Source organism: Actinomadura madurae (assembly GCF_900115095.1).
In the GTDB taxonomy this organism is placed as follows: domain Bacteria; phylum Actinomycetota; class Actinomycetes; order Streptosporangiales; family Streptosporangiaceae; genus Spirillospora; species Spirillospora madurae.
On the sequence record NZ_FOVH01000009.1, the window covers coordinates 365,182 to 383,496 of the forward strand.

Sequence of the window (18,315 nt, forward strand, 5' to 3'; positions counted from 1 at the left end):
AACGGAGAACGGCGATGAGCGGACACGACGACGTGCCCGACTGGGCACCCAGGAACCTGCCGGAGCCGGACGACCCGGAGACGCCCTACACCTTCCTCGGCGCCTCGCAGCCCGGTGGAGCGCCCGCGCCGCACGGTCCCGGCGCACGCCCCGCCGGTCCGGGGCCCGCAGGGCCCGAGGCGCCCTTCGACGCGTTCACCCGGCCCGCCCGCGCGTCCCGCCCGCCGGGGCCGGCGCACGCCGCCGCCAAGCCGCCCCGGGGCCGGTGGCTCCCCGGCCGGGGACGGCCGCCGAGGCGCGTCGGCGGCATCCTGCTCGGGCCGCTCGCGGGCGCGGTCGGCCTGGTGCTGCTGACCGGCCTCGGCGCCTACGCGGTCGCCGCGGCCGGCGACGGCTGCTCCGGCGACGGCGCCCTCACGCTCACCGTGGCGGCCGCGCCGGACATCGCCCCCGCGGTCATCCGGGCGGCGGGCCGCCTCAACGACGCCAAGGACGAGGTGGACGGGCGGTGCGTCCGCGCGCGGGTGCGGGCCACCGAGCCGGCGGCCGTCGCGACGCTGCTGTCCGGCAAGGGGGTGGCCGGCGTCACCGAGCGGCCGGACGTCTGGATCCCCGACTCCTCGCTGTGGACCAAGCTCGTCGGCAGCTCGGACCGGCCCGGGGCGGCCGGGTCCTTCACCGACCTCGGCGGCATGGCCTCCTCCCCCATCGTGCTGGCGATGCCCCGCGGGCTCGCGACGCAGCTGCGCAACCTCGGCGCGCCCGAGCAGCCGTCCTGGAAGGAGCTGCTCGCCGCGGCGGGCGCGTCCTCGGACGACGGGCAGGACCCGGACGCGGGCGGCGGCGTCATCCCGGCGCGGCTGTTCCGGCTCCAGGTCCCCGACCCCGACCGCAGCGCCACCGGGATGGGCTCGCTGATCCTGGCCGGCGCGCTGCTGGCCGACTCCCCGGGCGGCCAGGCGCGGTTCGCCGGCGTGGTCCGGACGATCCGCGAGGGCATCGCGGCGTCGGTCGCGGCGGAGTTCGCCGCGTTCGGCAAGGGCGACACCGACCGCTACCCCGTCGCGCTGGCTCCCGAGCAGGCGGTCTTCTCCTACAACGCGCGCCGTCCGGCCGAGCAGGCCGTCGCGGTGTACCCGGCGGAGGGGACGATCTTCCTCGACCATCCCGTCACCGTCCTGTCCGGGGACGCGGCCAAGGCCGGCGCGGCGCGCCTGCTCGGGCGGGCGCTGTCGGACCGGGCCACCCGCGACGACGTCCAGCGGCTCGGGTTCCGCACCCCCGGCGGCGCCGCGCCCGCGGCGTTCTCCGCCCGGACCGGCCTGAACCCGCGCGCGCCGAAGGCGCTGCCACCGGCGCCCGCCGCCGACGTGCGGCGCACCATGCAGTCGTGGGCGCAGCTGTCGCTGAGCATCCGGATGCTCAGCATCATCGACGTGTCCGGGTCCATGGACCAGAAGCTGGCGCCGGGCGTCACCCGGCTGCAGGCCACGGTCCGCACCGCGCAGAGCGGGCTGTCGCTGCTGCCGGACGACAGCGAGCTCGGCCAGTGGGTGTTCTCCACCAAGCTGGAGGGCGGTCAGGACTGGCGCGAGCTGGTCAGCGTCGGGCCGCTCGGCGAGCGGCTCGGCTCCGCCACCCGGCGGCAGCAGATGCTGAGCGCGTTCGCGCAGATCAGGGTGAAGAAGCGCGGCGACACGGGCCTGTACGAGACGGTCATGGCGGCGTTCGACTACATGAAGCGGACCTACAAGCCGGAGTACGTGAACTCGGTGCTGCTCTGGACGGACGGCCGGAACGAGGACCCGGGCGGCCCCTCGCTCGCCGAGACGCTCGACCACATCCGCCGCGAGTACGACCCGGAGCGCCCGGTCCTCATCAACATGTTCGGCAACGGCGACGATGTGGACGTCAACGAGCTGCGGCAAATCGCGCGGCTCACGCGCGGGGACGCCTACGTGGCCGAGACCCCCGAGGAGGTGCAGACACTCTTCCTCAAGGCGCTGTCCCAGCGGGTCAACCCCTGACCTCCGCGGCCTCCGCCTCGTATTTGATTCTAGAACGCTATTCGAGTTAGGTTAGCGTTCCGTTAGATACGCAGGCGAGAGGGGCACGGCGTGCGCCGCACCGTTTTCAACGAGGACCATGAGGCGTTCCGGGACATGATCCGGTCGTTCATCGAGGCCGAGGTCGCCCCGGTCTACGACGCGTGGGAGGAGGCCGGCCACCCGCCGCGCGAGTTCTACGGCAAGCTCGGCGAGCTGGGCGTGTTCGGCGTCCAGGTGCCCGAGGAGTACGGCGGCGCGGGCGAGACCAGCTTCAAGTACCAGGCGGTGATCTCCGAGGAGTGCGCCCGCGCCGCGGTGAGCTTCGGCGGCTACGGGGTGCACGTCAACCTCGTCCTGCCCTACCTGCTCAAGTACGGCTCGGACGAGCAGAAGAAGCGCTGGCTGCCGCCGTTCGTGTCCGGCGAGATGATGACCGCCATCGCGATGACCGAGCCCGGCACCGGCTCCGACCTCGCCGGCATCCAGACCACGGCGAAGCGCGACGGCGACCACTACATCCTCAACGGCGCCAAGACGTTCATCACCGGCGGCGTCCTCGCCGACCGCGTGCTGGTGGTGGCCCGCACGTCCCCCGCCACGCCCGAGAACCGCCGGGCCGGCCTGTCGATCCTCGCCGTCGACACCAAGAGCGAGGGCTACGCCGTCGGCCGCAAGCTGGAGAAGATCGGCCTGCGCAGCTCCGACACCGCCGAGCTGTCGTTCACCGACGTCCGGGTGCCCGTCGAGGACCTCCTCGGCGAGGAGGGCCGCGGCTTCGAGTACCTCACCCACAACCTCGCCGAGGAGCGCCTCGGCATCGCGACCAGCTCCTACGCGTCCGCCGCCGCCGCGGTCGAGTTCGCCCGCGCGTACGTGCAGGAGCGCACCGTCTTCGGCAAGACCGTCTCCTCGTTCCAGAACACCAAGTTCGTCCTCGCCGAGTGCGCCACCGAGGTCGAGGCGGCCCGCTCGCTGGTCGACCGCTGCATCGAGGCCCTGGACGCCGGGGAGCTGACCCCCGCCGACGCCGCCGTCTGCAAGCTGTTCTGCACCGAGGTCCAGGCCCGCGTCGTCGACAAGTGCCTGCAACTGCACGGCGGCTACGGCTACATCCTGGAGTACCCGATCGCCCGCCTGTACACCGACGCGCGGGTCACCCGCATCTACGGCGGCACCAGCGAGGTGCTCAAGACCATCATCGCCAAGGACATCCAGGTCTGACGGAAGGGCTGCTCACATGACCGAGAACCGGGTGGCCATCGTCACCGGCGCCGCGCGCGGCATCGGCGCCGCCACCGCCGTGCGCCTCGCGAAGGAGGGCTTCGCCGTCGCGGTCTGCGACCTCGACGAGGCCGCGTGCGCCGGCACCGTGGAGACGATCGCCAAGGACGGCGGCACGGCCCTCGCCGTCGGCGTGGACGTCGCCGACTCCGCGGCGGTCTCCGCCGCCGTCGCGCGCGTCGCCGCCGAGCTCGGCCCGCCCGTCGTGCTGGTGAACAACGCCGGCATCACCCGCGACAACCTGCTGTTCAAGATGTCCGACGACGACTGGGACGCCGTCATGTCGGTGCACCTGCGCGGCTCGTTCCTGATGAGCCGCGCCGCGCAGGAGCACATGACGAAGGCGGGCTGGGGCCGGATCGTGAACCTGTCGTCGGTGTCGGCGCTCGGCAACCGCGGCCAGGTCAACTACGCGGCCGCCAAGGCGGGCCTGCAGGGCTTCACCAAGACCCTCGCGATCGAGCTGGGCCGGTTCGGCGTGACCGCCAACGCGATCGCCCCCGGCTTCATCGCCACCGAGATGACGGCCGCGACCGCCGCCCGGATCGGCGTGGAGTTCGAGGACTTCAAGGCCGCCGCCGCCAAGGAGATCCCGGTGCGCCGCGTCGGCGTCCCCGAGGACATCGCCGGCACCGTCGCGTTCCTGGTCAGCGACGACGCCTCGTTCGTCTCCGGGCAGGTCATCTACGTGGCGGGCGGTCCGCGGGCATGAGCCGGGCGGTGCGCGTGGCCGCGCCCCCGCGGGGGCACGGCGGGTGACGCCGCCGCGGGCGGTCCGCAAGGACGGCCAGGCACGCGACCGGGAGGGGACGGAGGAGTCGCTGCGCGCGGCGGCCATCGCGCTGCTGCGGCGCGGCGGCGTCCTCGCCGGGCTCAACCTGCGGCAGGTCGCCGACGAGGCGGGCGTCAACCGCGGGCTGGTCTACCAGTACTTCGGGTCGCGGCGGGCGCTGCTGCGGTCGGCGCTGTTCCACCGGTCGCGGCTGAACGCGGAGGACGCGGTCGACGCGGCCGGGCTGCCGCTGCGCGAGCGGCTGGCGCGCCTGTTCTGGACGAGCCTGCGCAACCCCGAGCCGGTCCGCCTGGCGGCGCTGCTGGTGCTGGACGGCGACGAGCGGCCCCGGGCGCTGCTCAACCGGGGCGCCGACAGGGAGGACCTCGCGGCGGAGGCCGCGGCGGGCGGCCTGCCCGTCGAGGACGTCGAGGCAGTGCAGGCGGCGATCGCGTCCACGATCTGCGGGTACACGCTGCTGCGCGAGCATCTGGCCCGGGAGACCGGCGTGCCGGCGGCGGAGCTGGACGAACGCATGGCCCGCTGCGTGGAGGCCATGTTCACCGGCCGCGCGCCCTCACCGGAGGCGGCCGACGGGCACGGCTAGCGGGCACGGTTAGCGGGCGCGGGCCTCGTCGAGCCGCCGTGCGAGGGCGGCCGGGGCGCCGACGAGGGACGGGCCGTACCAGGTGAGGTCGCGCCCGCTGACGAGCGCCACGTCGATGCCGGGGAACGCCTCGGGACCGTCGTGCTCGGTGAACGCGTACGGCTCGTCCGGCAGGACGACCAGGTCCGCGCCCGACGCGTTCAGTTCGTCCAGCGGGATCTTCGGGTACCGGTCCGGGTGACCCGCGTACACGTTGGACACGCCGAGCCGGGACAGGACGTCGCCGGTGAAGGTGTCCCGGCCGACGACCATCCATGGCCGCCGCCAGATCGGGATGACCGCCGCGCGGGGCGCGCGCGGCGCGACGTCCGACCAGACGCGCGCCGCCTCGTCCAGCCAGGCCGGGACCGGTATCCGGCACGCCTCGGTGAGCATGCGGCGCAGCGACGTGAGGGCCTCGCCGACGGTGCGGATCTCGGTCATCCACACCGGGACGCCCGCGGCGCGCATCGCCTCGACGTCGGCGGGGCGGTTCTCCTCGGTGTTGCCGAGGACGACGTCCGGCCCCAGCTCCGCGATCTTCTCCACGTCGGGGTTCTTCGTGCCGCGCACGCGCGGCACGTCCAGGCCCTCGGGGTGGGTGCACCAGTCGGTGGCGCCGGCGAGCAGGCCCGGCGCCGACACCGCGACCGTCTCCGTCAGCGACGGGACGATGGACACGACCCGGCGCACCCGGTCCGGAACGGGAACCGGGGCGCCGGTGTCGTCACGCGCGGTCATGAGTCGGACGATCAGACGTTGCGGCGGTACTGCCCGCCCACCTCGAAGAACGCGTCGGTGATCTGCTGGAGGCTGCACACGCGCGCCGCGTCCATCAGCACCGCGAACACGTTCTCGCCCGCCCGCGCCGCCTCCTTGAGCGCGGCGAGGGCGGCCCGCGCCTCGTCGCGGTGCGCGGCCTGGTAGGTGTGGACGCGGTCGAGCTGGGAGCGCTTCTCCTCCTCGGTGGCGCGGGCCAGCTCGATCTTCTTCGGCGTGCCGTCGCCGGAGTCCGGGGTGCGGAACGTGTTGACCCCGATCAGCGGCAGGGAGCCGTCGTGCTTGCGCTGCTCGTACAGCATCGACTCGTCCTGGATGCGGCCGCGCTGGTAGCCGGTCTCCATCGCGCCGAGGACGCCGCCGCGCTCGCTGATCCGGTCGAACTCCGCCAGCACCGCCTCCTCGACCAGGCCGGTGAGCTCGTCGATGATGAACGACCCCTGCAGCGGGTTCTCGTTCATCGCGAGTCCCCACTCGCGGTTGATGATGAGCTGGATCGCCAGCGCCCGCCGCACCGACTCGGCCGTCGGCGTGGTGACGGCCTCGTCGTAGGCGTTGGTGTGCAGGCTGTTGCAGTTGTCGTAGATGGCGATGAGCGCCTGCAGCGTGGTCCGGATGTCGTTGAAGTGCATCTCCTGCGCGTGCAGGGAGCGCCCGGACGTCTGCACGTGGTACTTGAGCTTCTGGCTGCGCTCGTTGGCGCCGTACCTGTCGCGCATGGCCACGGCCCAGATGCGGCGGGCCACCCGTCCGAGGACGTTGTACTCGGGGTCCATGCCGTTGGAGAAGAAGAACGACAGGTTGGGCGCGAAGTCGTCGATGTCCATGCCGCGCGCCAGGTAGGACTCGACGTAGGTGAACCCGTTGGCGAGGGTGAACGCGAGCTGGCTGATGGGGTTCGCGCCCGCCTCGGCGATGTGGTAGCCGGAGATGGACACCGAGTAGAAGTTGCGGACCTTGTTGGCGATGAACCACTCCTGGATGTCGCCCATCATCCGCAGCGAGAACTCGGTGGAGAAGATGCAGGTGTTCTGGCCCTGGTCCTCCTTGAGGATGTCGGCCTGCACGGTGCCGCGCACGGTCGACAGGACGCGCGCGCGGATCCGCGCGGCCTCCTCGGCGGACGGCTCGCGCCCGTTCTCCTCGTAGAAGGCGTCCAGCCCCTGGTCGATGGCGGTGTTGAGGAAGAACGCCAGGATCGTGGGCGCGGGGCCGTTGATGGTCATCGACACCGACGTGGTCGGCGACGACAGGTCGAACCCGTCGTATAGGGCCTTCATGTCGTCCAGCGTCGCGATCGACACCCCGGACGTGCCGACCTTGCCGTACACGTCGGGACGCTCGTCGGGGTCGCGCCCGTACAGGGTGACCGAGTCGAACGCGGTGGACAGCCGCGTGGCGGGCTGGCCCTCCGACAGGAGCTTGAAGCGCCGGTTGGTGCGGAACGGGTCGCCCTCCCCCGCGAACATGCGCGCGGGGTCCTCGTTGTCGCGCTTGAACGGGAACACCCCGGCGGTGAACGGGAACCGTCCCGGGAGGTTCTCCGACCGGAGGAACCGCAGCAGCTCGCCGTGGTCGGTGTAGCGCGGCAGCGCGACGCGCGGGATGCGGCTGCCCGACAGGGACTCGCGGGTCAGCTCGGTGCGCAGCTCCTTGTCGCGGATCTTCACGACCTGCTCGTCGCCGGAGTACGACTCCACGACGGCCGGCCACTCCTCGATCAGCCGGGCGCTGTCCGGCGCCACGTCGCGGCGCGCCCCGTCCAGCAGCACCTCGACCTCGGAGGCGTCGGTCAGCTCCGCGCGGACCTCGGCCAGCCGCTGGACGCGCCGCACCGCCTCCATCTGCCTTGCCGTGTCCGCGTGGTAGCCGCGCACGGTCTCGGCGATGTCGGACAGGTACCGGACGCGGCCCGGCGGGATGACGGTCGCGGCGCCGGTCGACACCTTGGTCGCGGCCTCGGGCAGGGTCCCGTCCTCCAGCCGCAGCCCGTGCTCGCCCAGGAGGCCCCCGAGGTGCTGGTAGAGCGCGGTGACGCCGTCGTCGTTGAAGGTGGCCGCGCTGGTGCCGAACACGGGCATGTCATCGGGACGCTGCCCGAACGCCTCCCGGTTCCGGACGAGCTGGCGGCCCACGTCCCGCAGTGCGTCGGCCGCGCCGCGCCGCTCGAACTTGTTGATCGCCACCACGTCCGCGAAGTCGAGCATGTCGATCTTCTCCAGCTGGGACGCGGCGCCGAACTCCGGCGTCATCACGTACAGCGACACGTCCACCAGCGGGACGATCGCGGCGTCGCCCTGCCCGATGCCGGGCGTCTCCAGGACGACCAGGTCGTATCCGGCGGCCTTGCAGGCGGTGACGATGTCCTCGATGTTCTCGGGCAGCTCCCGCGCGCCCCGGGTGGCCAGCGAGCGGAAGAACACGCGGTCGCCGTCCAGGGAGTTCATCCGGATCCGGTCGCCGAGCAGCGCGCCGCCGCCGCGCCGCCGGGTCGGGTCGACCGCCAGCACCGCGACGCGCAGCCGGTCGCCCTGGTCGACGCGCAGCCGCCGCACCAGCTCGTCGGTGAGCGACGACTTCCCGGACCCGCCCGTCCCGGTGATGCCGAGCACGGGCACCCGGCGCGCGGCGGCCGCCTCGGCGAGCCGCGCCCGGTCACTCTCCGGCAGCTTCCCGGCCTGAAGGCAGGTGAGGGTCCGCGCGAGGGCGCGCCGCCCGCCCGCCAGGACCTCCTCCACCGGGGCGGGTTCGGCGGCGAGGTCGACGTCGCAGTCGCGCACCAGCTCGTTGATCATGCCGGGGAGGCCGAGCCGCTGCCCGTCCTCCGGCGAGAAGATCCGCACCCCCGCGCCGGAGAGCCGGTCGATCTCCTCGTGCACGATGACGCCGCCGCCCCCGCCGAACACGCGCACGTGCTCGGCGCCCGCCTCCTTGAGGCTGCGCGACAGGAACTCGAAGTACTCGACGTGCCCGCCCTGGTAAGAGCTGATCGCCACGCCCTGCGCGTCCTCCTCCAGGACGGCGTCGACGACCTCTCGGACCGAGCGGTCGTGCCCCAGGTGCACGACCTCGGCGCCCTGGGACTGCAGGATGCGCCGCATGATGTTGATCGCGGCGTCGTGGCCGTCGAACAGCGCGGCCGCCGTCACGAACCGCACCGGGTGCACCGGCGCGTGCAGCTCCCCCGTCACCGTCCCCACCCCAAACCTTGGACTTCCAATATTTGGAAGTTAAAATAGTTTCCGTGCGCGACGCGGTCAAGACCACATACGGTGGCCCGGTGCCCGACATACCCGATCCGATCGCCGAGGCCCACCGCCAGTGGAGCGCCCGCTGGCCCGAGCACGCCGACCACATGGCGGCCGTCACCTCGGTGATGCGGGCCCAGCAGCTCCTGCTCAGCCGGATCGAGGCCGTCCTCAAGCCGTTCGGGCTGACGTTCGCCGCCTACGAGGCCCTGCGCCTCCTGGCCTTCGCCCGCACCGGGACGCTCCCCATGGGCAAGATGGGCGCGCGCCTCATGGTGCACCCCGCGTCGGTCACCAACGTGATCGGGCGCCTGGAGCAGCGCGGCCTCGTCGGCCGCCGCCCCTCCCCCGACGACCGCCGCGTCGTCCTCGCCACCATCACCCCGGCCGGCCGCGACCTCGCCGAGGAGGCCACGCTCGCCCTCAACGAGTCGGCCTTCGGCATCGCCGGCCTCCCCGCCGCCGAGGCCGCCGAGCTCACCGCCGCCCTGCGCCAGGTCCGCCTGACCACCGGCGACCTCGGCTAGCCCCGCCCGCCCGGTCCCGGCGGCCGGTCGCGGAGGGCCCGGCGGAGCAGCTTCCCGGTGACGGTCTTCGGGATCTCGTCCAGGATCTCGACGACGCGCGGGTACTTGTAGGCCGCCATGCGGTCGCGGCAGAACCCGATCAGCTCCTCCGGCTCGGCGTCCGCTCCGGGCCGGAGGCTGACGAACGCCTTGACGGTCTCGCCGCGGTACTCGTCCGGGACGCCGACGACCGCGGCCTCGCGGACGGCCGGGTGCTCGTACAGGACGTCCTCGACCTCGCGCGGCCAGATCTTGTAGCCGCCCGCGTTGATCTGGTCCTTCTTGCGGTCCACCAGGTAGAACCAGCCGCCGGCGTCCATGTAGCCGACGTCGCCGGTGCGCAGCGCGCCGCCCGGCAGGGCCGCCGCGGTCTCCTCCGGCTTGTTCCAGTAGCCGGGGACCACCTGCGGGCCGGAGGTGACCAGCTCGCCGATCTCGCCGGGCGGCAGCTCCCGGCCGTCGTCGCCGACCACTCGGACGACCGTGTCGAACACCGGGACCCCGACGGACAGCGCCCCGGTCACCGGGTCCACCGGCGCCTCGGCGCCGAGCGGGACGGCGTGGGACGGCGAGGTCGTCTCGGTGAGGCCGTAGATGTTGTGGATGTACTGGCCGAAGACGTCCCGGAACGCCGCGACCGTGCTCGGCGGGATGGGCGCGCCCCCGGAGTAGATCCTGGTGAGGGTGGCCAGCGCGTCGCGCGCCGCGTTCGGGGCGTTGAGCAGCGCGATGAAGACCGTGATCGAGCCGACCGTGAAGGTGGCGCGCTCGGCCCGGATCGTGTCGATCGCGCGCGCCGGGTCGAAGCGGTTCATCAGCACGAGCCGCGCGCCGGTCAGCAGCGACAGCGCGACGTGCCCGACCATGCCGGTGATGTGGAACAGCGGCGCGACCCCGAGGATCACGTCGCCCGGGCCGATGCCGATCCAGTCGCGGTAGGTCTGGGCGTTGAAGACCAGGTTGCCGTGGGTGTTCATCGCCCCCTTGGGCGGCCCGGTCGTCCCCGAGGTGTAGGTGAGCAGGGCGACGTCGTCCGGGGAGGGGCGGGCGGGCTCGGCCGGGGACCGGTCCGCGAACCGGTCGACGAGGTCCGCGAGGTCGCGCGTGCCGGCGGCGGGACGGTCCGGCTCGGCCACCGTGACGACGGTGCCGACCCCGGTGCCGGCGATCACCTCGCGCGCCACGTCCTCGTAGAGCCCGCTGAGGGCCACCAGGGCGCTCGCGCCGGAGTCGCGCAGGACGAGGTCGAGCTCGCGGGCCTTGTTCATCGGGTTCACCGGGACGGCGATGCCGCCGGCCTTCCAGACGCCGAGCAGCGCGATCACGAACTCCGGGACGTTCTGCAGGTACAGCGCGGCCCGGTCGCCGGGCCCGAACCCCTCGGCCGCGAGGGCGGCGGCGAAGGCGTCCGAGCGGCGGCCGAGGTCGCGCCAGGTGATCCGCTCGCCGCGGCAGCGCAGGGCGTCGGCGTCCGGATGCGCGGCCGCGGTGACGGCGGCCATGTCCAGGGCGCTCGCGTACTCGGGCTCGATGCCGGCCGGTATCCCCTCGCCGTAGCGCGCGAGCCACGGGCGGGCGTCGACGCTCATGTCTCCAGGGCTCATGCCTCCAGGCATATCCCAGATGTTTGTGCAGGTCGAGAAGGGTCGTTTGTTGACTTATCGGACGGCGATGTCACGGTGGAGGTGGTACCGGACTCGCGGAGGTGGCGTGATGGCGGCGACGAGGCTGCATGTGCTCGACTGCGGGGCGATGAGCTGCGACCTGACGTGGCTCCTGCTGAAGGCGGGCCGGACGATCCGGCCGCGCGGCGAGAAGGGCGAGCCGAGCGAGTGGGTGCGCTGCACCACCCACACCGTCCTCGTGGAGACCCCGGAGGGCACGCTGCTGTGGGACACCAGCTGCCCGCGCGACTGGGAGACCCGCTGGGAGCCGAGCGGCCTGCAGGAGTTCTTCCCTTATGACCAGGTCGAGGAGGAGCAGTACCTCGACCGGCGGCTCGGCCAGGTGGGCGTGAGCCCCGAGAACCTCGACTTCGTCGTGCTGTCGCACCTGCACTTCGACCACGCGGGCAACGTCCGGCAGTTCGCGGGGACCGGCGCGCGGCTGGTGTGCAACCAGAAGGAGAAGGACTTCGCGTTCGGGTTCGAGGGCGAGTTCGAGGGCGCGCACCTCAAGGCCGACTACGAGGGCCTGGACTTCGAGACCGTCTCCGGCGACACCGAGTTCCTGCCCGGCGTCACCCTCATCGAGGCACCGGGCCACACCCCCGGCACGATGGCGATGAAGGTCGACCTCCCCGACACCGGCACCATGATCTTCACGTCGGACGCGGTCTACCTCGGCGAGTCCTACGGCCCGCCCGCGACGCCCGCCGCGATCGTCAGCGATCTCGGCGATTGGTACGCATCGGTGGAGAAGATCCGGGGAATCGCGGAGAAGAGCGACGCGACGGTGGTGTTCGGGCACGACGCGGAACAGCTGGACTCGCTGCGGCGGGCGCCCGACGCCTTCTACACCTGAGGACGGTCATGACGAACGAAACGGTCTTCACCTACGGTGCGCCCCAGCTGAAGTTCGGCACGGGAGCGGCCGACGAGCTCGGCTTCGACCTCACGCAGCTGGGGGCGCGCCGGGTGCTCGTGGTGACCGACCCCGGGGTCTCCGCGACGGGCGGCCCGCAGCGGATCGCCGACGCGATGAAGGCGTACGGCGTCGAGGCGGCGGTCTTCGACGGCGTCCGCGTGGAGCCGACGGACGCGAGCCTGCGGCACGCCGTCGAGCACGCGCGGGAGACCGGCCCCTACGACGCCTACGTGGCCGTCGGCGGCGGATCGAGCATCGACACCGCCAAGGCGATCAACCTGCTCACGACGAACGACGGCGACCTCGCCGAGTACCTGAACCCGCCGATCGGGGACGGGCGGGCGCCGGAGCGGCCCCTGCTGCCGCTGGTCGCCGTCCCCACCACGACCGGGACCGGCGCGGAGAGCACGACCGTGTGCGTCCTGGACGTCTTGGACCTGCGGGTCAAGACGGGCATCAGCCACCCGCGGATGCGCCCGACGCTCGCGGTGGTCGACCCCGAGCTGACGATGTCGCAGCCGTCCGGCGTGACCGCGTCCGCCGGGATGGACATCCTCTGCCACGCCCTGGAGAGCTACACCGCCCGCCCCTTCGACGACTTCGAGCGCAAGAAGGCCGAGCAGCGGGTGCCCTACTGCGGCGCCAACCCGGTGTCGGACATGTGGGCGGAGAAGTCGCTGAGCCTGCTGTCCCGGTCGTTCCGCAAGGCCGTCCAGGACGGCGACGACCGGCGGGCCCGCGCCGACATGGCGCTCGCGGCGACGTTCGCGGGGCTCGGCTTCGGCAACGCCGGGGTCCACATCCCGCACGCCAACGCCTACCCGATCGCCGGGATGGTGAAGGACTTCCACCCCGCCGGCTACCCGGACGGGGAGGCGCTCGTCCCGCACGGGATGTCGGTGTCGCTGACCGCGCCGGAGGCGTTCCGGTTCACCTACCAGGCGCGCCCGGAGCAGCACGTGCGGGCGGCCGAGCTGCTCGACCCGCGCCTGGACCGGCCGAACGACCCGGCCGAGCACCTGCCGCGGGCGGTGCTGAACCTGATGCGCGACATCGGCATCCCGGACGGGATCGGGGGCGTCGGCTACACCGAGGGCGACATCCCCGGCCTGGTGGAGGGCACGATGAAGCAGCAGCGGCTGCTGGCGACCTCGCCGCGCCCGGTGGACGAGGACGCCGTGGCGGAGATCTTCAAGCGCTCGCTGCGGCTGTGGTGAGGCGGCCGTGCCGATCTACGAGCTGCGGTGCGAGGCCGGCCACCGGTTCGAGGTGATCCAGTCGTTCACCGCGCCGCTGCCGGCCTGCGCGTGCGGGGCGGCGACGGTGAAGGTCCCGGCGCGGTGCGGGCTGCTCGGGACGGCGTCCGTCCCCCCGCCGCCGGAGATGATGCCGCAGACGTGGCGCGGCACCCGCGAGGGCGACCGCGAGTACGTCACCGAGCTGCGGCGGACGACGCAGGAGCGGCGGGCGCTGGAGGAGCGGCATCCCGAGCTGGCCGGCGACCGGCGGCCGGTCCTCGCCCACGAGGGCCGCTACGAGCACGCGCCGCTCCGGGCCGGCGACCCGCGTCCGGGGCCGGGCCCGGAGAAGCCCGCCTAGTGGTCGCGGACCCAGGCGTCGATGAGGTCGGCGGCCCAGGGCCGCGAGCGCGGCAGGTAGTGGGTGTCCTTGATGAAGTCGAGCGTCTTGTCGGACGCGGCGAGGGCGTCGAAGATCGCGCGCGCGTCGCTGTCGTGGACGCCCTCGTCGGCGGTGGCGTGGACGACCAGGGACGGGACGGTGATCCGCGCGAGGTGCGGCGCGGCGGAGCACTGCGACGTGCGCAGGCTCCACATCGACAGCCACGACCGGAGCGTGCAGAGGGAGCCGATGCCGAAGACGCCGTAGTTGGCCTTGACCGGCTCGCCCAGGTAGCAGCGGTTGGGTTCCCGGTCGGACGGCTCGATGGACGGGTCCATCATCCGCAGGTCGGCCCACGTGCGGTGCACGGTGAACAGCTCGTCGCGGGCGCGGGTGCCCTTCAGGGCGTGCAGGCGGGCGAGGACCCGGTCGGTGATGCGCTCGTTGCGGGCGCGCTGGGCGGCGCGGTAGCGGGCCTGGAACCCAGCGCGGTAGGGCGGCCCGTTCGCGGGGTCGAACGGGTCGAGGGACGGGTCGGCCGACAGGGGATCGGTCTCGTCGGTCACCGACGGGTCCATCCACGCGGTGAGGACCTCGGGGCGGCCGGCGTGGGCGGCCAGGGCGATGAACAGGTCGCCGGCCGGCAGGTCCTCGATGGCCGGGACCGGGCGCATCCCGGCGACGGGCGTGACGCTGGGCCGGACCGCCTGGGACTGGTAGGCGGCCATGAGCGACCCGCCGCCGGAGTTGCCCAGCAGGACGATCCGCTCGGCGCCGGCCCGCTCGCGGAGCCAGCGGACGCCGGTGCCGATCTCGGCGAGGGCGTGGTCGAGGAGGAAGTGGGCCCCGTCGCCGCGGAAGCGGGTGTTCCAGCCGAGGAAGCCGTACCCGCGGGCGGCGAGGTGCTCGGCGAGGTAGTGCTCGGAGAAGTCGACGCTGTAGTGGGTCGCGATGAACGCGGTCTTCGGCGGGGCGCCCGCCGGGCGGTGGTAGACGCCCTGGCACGGGTGGCCGCCCGCGCCCGCCCGTCCGGCCAGGGGCGACGGCAGCCCCACGAACTCCCTGACGATCCCGCCCATCCCGTACCTCCCGGAGCCCGATACCGAATAGCGTTCTGATCGTAGGGGGTGCCGGGAATGTGCGGCCGAGGGCCACCCATCCCCTGGATGGGCGGAACGATCCCATATGCTGCGGACCACATCCGTTGTGTCGCAAGGAGGCGTGATGGCGGATTCGCCGACGATGACGTACGGCGGCTACCTGAAGCTCGACGAGCTCCTGGCCTGCCAGGAGCCGAAGACCCGGGCCCACGACGAGCTGCTCTTCGTGATCATCCATCAGGTCTACGAGCTGTGGTTCAAGCAGATCCTGCACGAGGCGGCGCTGCTGCAGCGCCGGCTGGAGGAGGGCAACAGCGCGGGCTCGCTGCACACCGCGCGCCGCATCGCCAAGATCCTCAAGACCGTGGTCGGCCAGCTCGACGTCCTGGAGACCATGACGCCCCGGCAGTTCGCCGCCTTCCGCGACGCGCTCGGCAACTCCAGCGGCTTCCAGAGCGAGCAGTTCCGCGAGATCGAGGCCGTGCTCGGCCGGCGCGGGTTCCCCGCCTCGGACCTGCGCGGGGACGAGCGCCTCCAGGCGGCCGTCACCCGCCCGTCGATCTTCGACTCGCTGCTGCGCTACCTCGCCGGTCGCGGGCTGCCCGTCCCCGCGGAGGCGCTGGAGCGCGACGTCTCCCGGCAGTGGGAGCCGCACCCCGGCGTCCAGAGGGTGCTCCTCACCGTCTACGCCGACGAGTCCGGGCCGGCCGCCGAGGTGTGCGAGGCGCTGGTCGACGTCGACGAGGGCATCCAGGAATGGCGGTACCGGCACCTGAAGATGGTGGAGCGGACGATCGGCGCGAAGATCGGCACGGGCGGGTCGGCCGGCGCCGACTACCTGCGCCGCACCCTGTTCGCCCCCGCCTTCCCCGACCTGTGGGAGGTCCGCTCGCAGACCGAGGAGGTCCCCGTCCATGGCGGGTGACCGGGACCGGGTCGCGATCGTCGGCGCTGGCCTCGCTGGCTGCCTGCTCGCGGTGCTCCTCGGCCGCCGCGGCATCCCGGTGACGGTGTACGAGCGGCGCCCCGACCCGCGCGTCGCGGGCGCCGAGCGCGGCCGCTCGATCAACCTGGCGATCTCGGCCCGCGGGCTGGCCGCGCTGGAGCAGGTCGGGCTGCGCGACCGGTCGCTCAAGCGGGCGCTGCCCATGCACGGGCGGATGGTCCACCCCCTGCGCGGGGCGCCGAACTTCCAGCCCTACAGCGCGGACGGCGAACGCGCGATCAACTCCATCAGCCGCGCCGAGCTCAACCGGTCGCTGCTGGACACCGCCGAGGCGACGCCCGGGGTCACGCTGCGCTTCTCCCGGCGCGTCACCGGCGTCGACACCGCGGCCGGGGCCGTCCTGCTGGAGGACGGCGACCCCGAGCCCGCCGGCGTCGTCCTCGCCGGGGACGGCGCCTACAGCGCGGTCCGCCGGTCCCTCGGGCCGGGCGAGGACGCCGACTTCCTGGAGCACGGCTACAAGGAGCTGACCGTCCCGCCGAAGGACGGCGGGTTCGCCCTCGACCCCGACGCGCTGCACATCTGGCCCCGCGGCACCTCGATGATGATCGCGCTGCCGAACCTCGACCGGTCGTTCACCTGCACGCTGTTCTGGCCGAAGGACGACCTCGCCGCCCTCGACTCGCCGGAGAAGATCACCGCCTACTTCGAGCGGCACTATCCCGACGTGGCCGGCCTGATGCCCGGCCTGGTCGACGACTACGCGAACAACCCGGTCGGCTCGCTGGTCACCGTCCGCTGCTGGCCGTGGACGGTCCGCGGGGACGGCGCGACCGTGGCGCTGCTCGGCGACGCCGCGCACGCGATCGTCCCGTTCTTCGGGCAGGGCGCCAACTGCGCCTTCGAGGACTGCATCGAGATCGACCGGTGCCTGACCGAGACGGGCGGCGACTGGGCCCGCGCGCTGGCCCTCTACCAGGAGCGGCGCAAGGCCAACACCGACGCGATCGCCGAGATGGCGCTGGACAACTTCGTGGAGATGCGCGACCGCGTGTCGTCCCCGGTGTACCGGGCGAAGCAGGCCGCGACGCACGCCCTGGAGCGGCGCCTGGCCGGACGCTACGTCTCCCGCTACGAGCTGGTGTCGTTCTCGACGATGCCGTACGCGGAGATCCCGGCCCGGATCAGGCGGCAGAACCTGGTGCTAGCCGCGGCCGTCGCCGGTGCCGCGGCGGCTCTCGGTCTCGGCGCGCGCGCCCTCCGCCGCCGGCGCTAGCGCGGCGCCGCGGCGCCGCTCGCGGCGGCCGGCGGCGAGGTCCGCGCCGGCCGCCGCCAGCGCCGCCAGCACGAACACCAGGATGACGATGAGCCCGTGCCGGAACGCCGCCGCCCAGTCCCCGCCCGTCCCGGCGACCGTCGCGAAGAACACCGACCCGGCGGCGGCGATGCCCATCGCGGTGCCGACGCGCTGGCCCGTCTGCAGGACGCCCGCCGCGCTGCCGCCCTCGGTCGAGTCCACCTGCGACAGCGTCAGCGTCTGGTTCGGCGAGATGACGAGGCCCGTGCCGACGCCGGCCACCGCCAGCGGGGCCGCGGTCGCCCAGGCGACCCCGGAGCCCGGCACCAGCTCGACCGCGACCCAGGCGGCGCCGAGCCCGGCCAGCACCAGGCACAGGCCGACGGCGACGAGCGACCGCCCGTAGCGCGTCACGACCCGGCCGCCGGCCGCGGACGCCGCGCCGGACCCGACCGCGAACGGGGTGATCGCCAGGCCCGCCCCGAGCGCGCTGTAGCCGAGGCCGTTCTGCAGGTAGAGGGTGAAGATGAAGAAGACCGCGGTGAACCCGGCAAAGAACAGCAGCGCGATCGCCGCGCCCAGCGTGTAGGAGCGGAGCCGGAACAGCGCCAGGTCGACCATCGGCGCCGCGGCCCGGCGCTCCCACAGGGCGAACAGCGCGATCAGGACGGCGCCCCCGAGGACCAGCAGCCACTTCAGGTCCGTCCTCCACTGCTGCTCCTGGGCGAGCGGCAGCAGAACGCAGAAGACGCCCGCGCCGAGCAGCAGCACCCCGAGCGGGTCCAGGCCCTGCCGCTCCCCGTAGACCGGGGCGGGCAGCAGCCGCCACGCCAGGAACAGCGCCGCGACCCCGACCGGGATGTTGACGTAGAACACCCACCGCCAGCCCTCCTCGGGCCCGGACAGCGCGATCAGCGCGCCGCCGAGCAGCGGTCCCACGGCCGTGGCGATCCCGATCACCGCGCCGAGGGCGCCGAACGCGCGCCCGCGCTCGGCGCCCTGGAACAGCTGCTGGATGAGCCCCGCGACCTGCGGGTTGAGGATCCCGCTCGCGACGCCCTGCACGAGCCGCGCCAGCAGGAGGAACAGGACCGTCGGAGCCATGCCCGCCGCCGCGCTCGCCACCGTGAACAGCGCGAGCCCGGTCATGAACACCGCGCGGCGGCTGCGGGCGTCGCCGAGCCGCCCGGCCGGGACGAGGACGAGCCCGAACGTCAGCGCGTACCCCGACACGATCCACTGCAGCTCCGCCGGGGACGCGTCCAGGCCCGCCCGGATCGAAGGGAGCGCGACGTTGACGATGCTGACGTCCAGCAAGGTCATGAACGCCGACACCAGGCAGACCGAGAGCGCCCGCCAGCGCCGCCGCCCCTCCTCGCCGTGCTCCGCGGCCGCTGTCCGCACGGGACCCTCCTATCCGGGGCC

15 protein-coding genes are annotated in these 18,315 nt (G+C 73.3%); 10 read left to right on the plus strand and 5 right to left on the minus strand.

Annotated features, from left to right (window positions below):
• Positions 1 to 14 precede the first annotated feature (14 nt).
• From BM339_RS25810 to BM339_RS50835, 4 genes are all read left to right on the plus strand, one after another.
• Positions 15 to 2,027: a substrate-binding domain-containing protein gene (locus BM339_RS25810; protein ID WP_024936469.1), complete on the plus strand. Its 2,013-nt coding sequence runs from the start codon at positions 15 to 17 to the stop codon at positions 2,025 to 2,027.
• A gap of 90 nt (positions 2,028 to 2,117) precedes the next feature.
• On the plus strand, positions 2,118 to 3,269 hold the full coding sequence (locus tag BM339_RS25815) for an acyl-CoA dehydrogenase family protein (protein ID WP_075022463.1): 1,152 nt from the start codon (positions 2,118 to 2,120) through the stop codon (positions 3,267 to 3,269).
• A 31-nt stretch (positions 3,270 to 3,300) separates the two neighbouring features.
• Positions 3,301 to 4,041 carry a 3-oxoacyl-ACP reductase FabG gene (gene fabG / locus BM339_RS25820; protein WP_425475850.1) on the plus strand — a complete coding sequence of 247 codons (741 nt, stop codon included), beginning with the start codon at positions 3,301 to 3,303 and terminating at the stop codon, positions 4,039 to 4,041.
• 43 nt (positions 4,042 to 4,084) lie between these two features.
• Positions 4,085 to 4,708 carry a TetR/AcrR family transcriptional regulator gene (locus BM339_RS50835; RefSeq protein ID WP_021596777.1) on the plus strand — a complete coding sequence of 208 codons (624 nt, stop codon included), beginning with the start codon at positions 4,085 to 4,087 and terminating at the stop codon, positions 4,706 to 4,708.
• Positions 4,709 to 4,717: 9 nt separating this feature from the next.
• Here BM339_RS50835 and BM339_RS25830 read toward each other — a convergent pair whose 3' ends face one another.
• Both BM339_RS25830 and icmF read right to left on the minus strand, forming a co-directional pair.
• A complete protein-coding gene (locus BM339_RS25830; RefSeq protein WP_075022464.1) occupies positions 4,718 to 5,488 on the minus strand; it encodes a helical backbone metal receptor in 771 nt (256 codons plus the stop codon).
• A gap of 11 nt (positions 5,489 to 5,499) precedes the next feature.
• A complete protein-coding gene (gene icmF, locus BM339_RS25835; protein WP_256255453.1) occupies positions 5,500 to 8,727 on the minus strand; it encodes a fused isobutyryl-CoA mutase/GTPase IcmF in 3,228 nt (1,075 codons plus the stop codon).
• Positions 8,728 to 8,807: 80 nt separating this feature from the next.
• Between icmF and BM339_RS25840 the strand changes: the two genes are divergently transcribed.
• Positions 8,808 to 9,302, plus strand: a complete 495-nt coding sequence (locus tag BM339_RS25840; protein WP_021596774.1) for a MarR family transcriptional regulator — start codon at positions 8,808 to 8,810, stop codon at positions 9,300 to 9,302.
• On the opposite strand, the gene BM339_RS25845 is transcribed toward BM339_RS25840, so the two are convergent.
• Positions 9,299 to 10,945, minus strand: coding sequence for a class I adenylate-forming enzyme family protein (locus BM339_RS25845; protein WP_256255454.1), 1,647 nt, complete (start codon positions 10,943 to 10,945; stop codon positions 9,299 to 9,301). The genes BM339_RS25840 and BM339_RS25845 overlap by 4 nt on opposite strands.
• 109 nt (positions 10,946 to 11,054) lie before the next feature.
• Between BM339_RS25845 and BM339_RS25850 the strand changes: the two genes are divergently transcribed.
• The 3 genes from BM339_RS25850 to BM339_RS25860 are packed head-to-tail and all read left to right on the plus strand — an operon-like array spanning position 11,055 to position 13,526.
• Positions 11,055 to 11,864, plus strand: a complete 810-nt coding sequence (locus tag BM339_RS25850) for an N-acyl homoserine lactonase family protein (protein ID WP_021596772.1) — start codon at positions 11,055 to 11,057, stop codon at positions 11,862 to 11,864.
• 8 nt (positions 11,865 to 11,872) lie between these two features.
• Positions 11,873 to 13,144 (plus strand): hydroxyacid-oxoacid transhydrogenase, encoded by a 1,272-nt coding sequence (locus BM339_RS25855; RefSeq protein WP_075022466.1) that lies wholly within the window; start codon positions 11,873 to 11,875, stop codon positions 13,142 to 13,144.
• Positions 13,145 to 13,151: 7 nt separating this feature from the next.
• Positions 13,152 to 13,526, plus strand: coding sequence for an FmdB family zinc ribbon protein (locus BM339_RS25860; protein WP_075022467.1), 375 nt, complete (start codon positions 13,152 to 13,154; stop codon positions 13,524 to 13,526).
• Here the strand turns inward: BM339_RS25860 and BM339_RS25865 are convergent.
• On the minus strand, positions 13,523 to 14,626 hold the full coding sequence (locus tag BM339_RS25865; protein WP_143118590.1) for an alpha/beta hydrolase: 1,104 nt from the start codon (positions 14,624 to 14,626) through the stop codon (positions 13,523 to 13,525). The two genes, BM339_RS25860 and BM339_RS25865, sit on opposite strands and share 4 nt — an antisense overlap.
• A 145-nt stretch (positions 14,627 to 14,771) precedes the next feature.
• On the opposite strand from BM339_RS25865, the gene BM339_RS25870 reads away from it, so the two are divergent.
• Together BM339_RS25870 and BM339_RS25875 are read left to right on the plus strand one after the other, a co-directional pair.
• Complete coding sequence (locus BM339_RS25870; protein ID WP_075022468.1) at positions 14,772 to 15,572, plus strand: tryptophan 2,3-dioxygenase; 801 nt, start codon at positions 14,772 to 14,774, stop codon at positions 15,570 to 15,572.
• Positions 15,562 to 16,869, plus strand: a complete 1,308-nt coding sequence (locus BM339_RS25875) for an FAD-dependent oxidoreductase (RefSeq protein WP_075022469.1) — start codon at positions 15,562 to 15,564, stop codon at positions 16,867 to 16,869. Before BM339_RS25870 ends, BM339_RS25875 begins: the two co-directional genes overlap by 11 nt.
• Here BM339_RS25875 and BM339_RS25880 read toward each other — a convergent pair.
• Positions 16,798 to 18,294 (minus strand): DHA2 family efflux MFS transporter permease subunit, encoded by a 1,497-nt coding sequence (locus tag BM339_RS25880; RefSeq protein ID WP_075022470.1) that lies wholly within the window; start codon positions 18,292 to 18,294, stop codon positions 16,798 to 16,800. The two genes, BM339_RS25875 and BM339_RS25880, sit on opposite strands and share 72 nt — an antisense overlap.
• Positions 18,295 to 18,315: the final 21 nt, after the last annotated feature.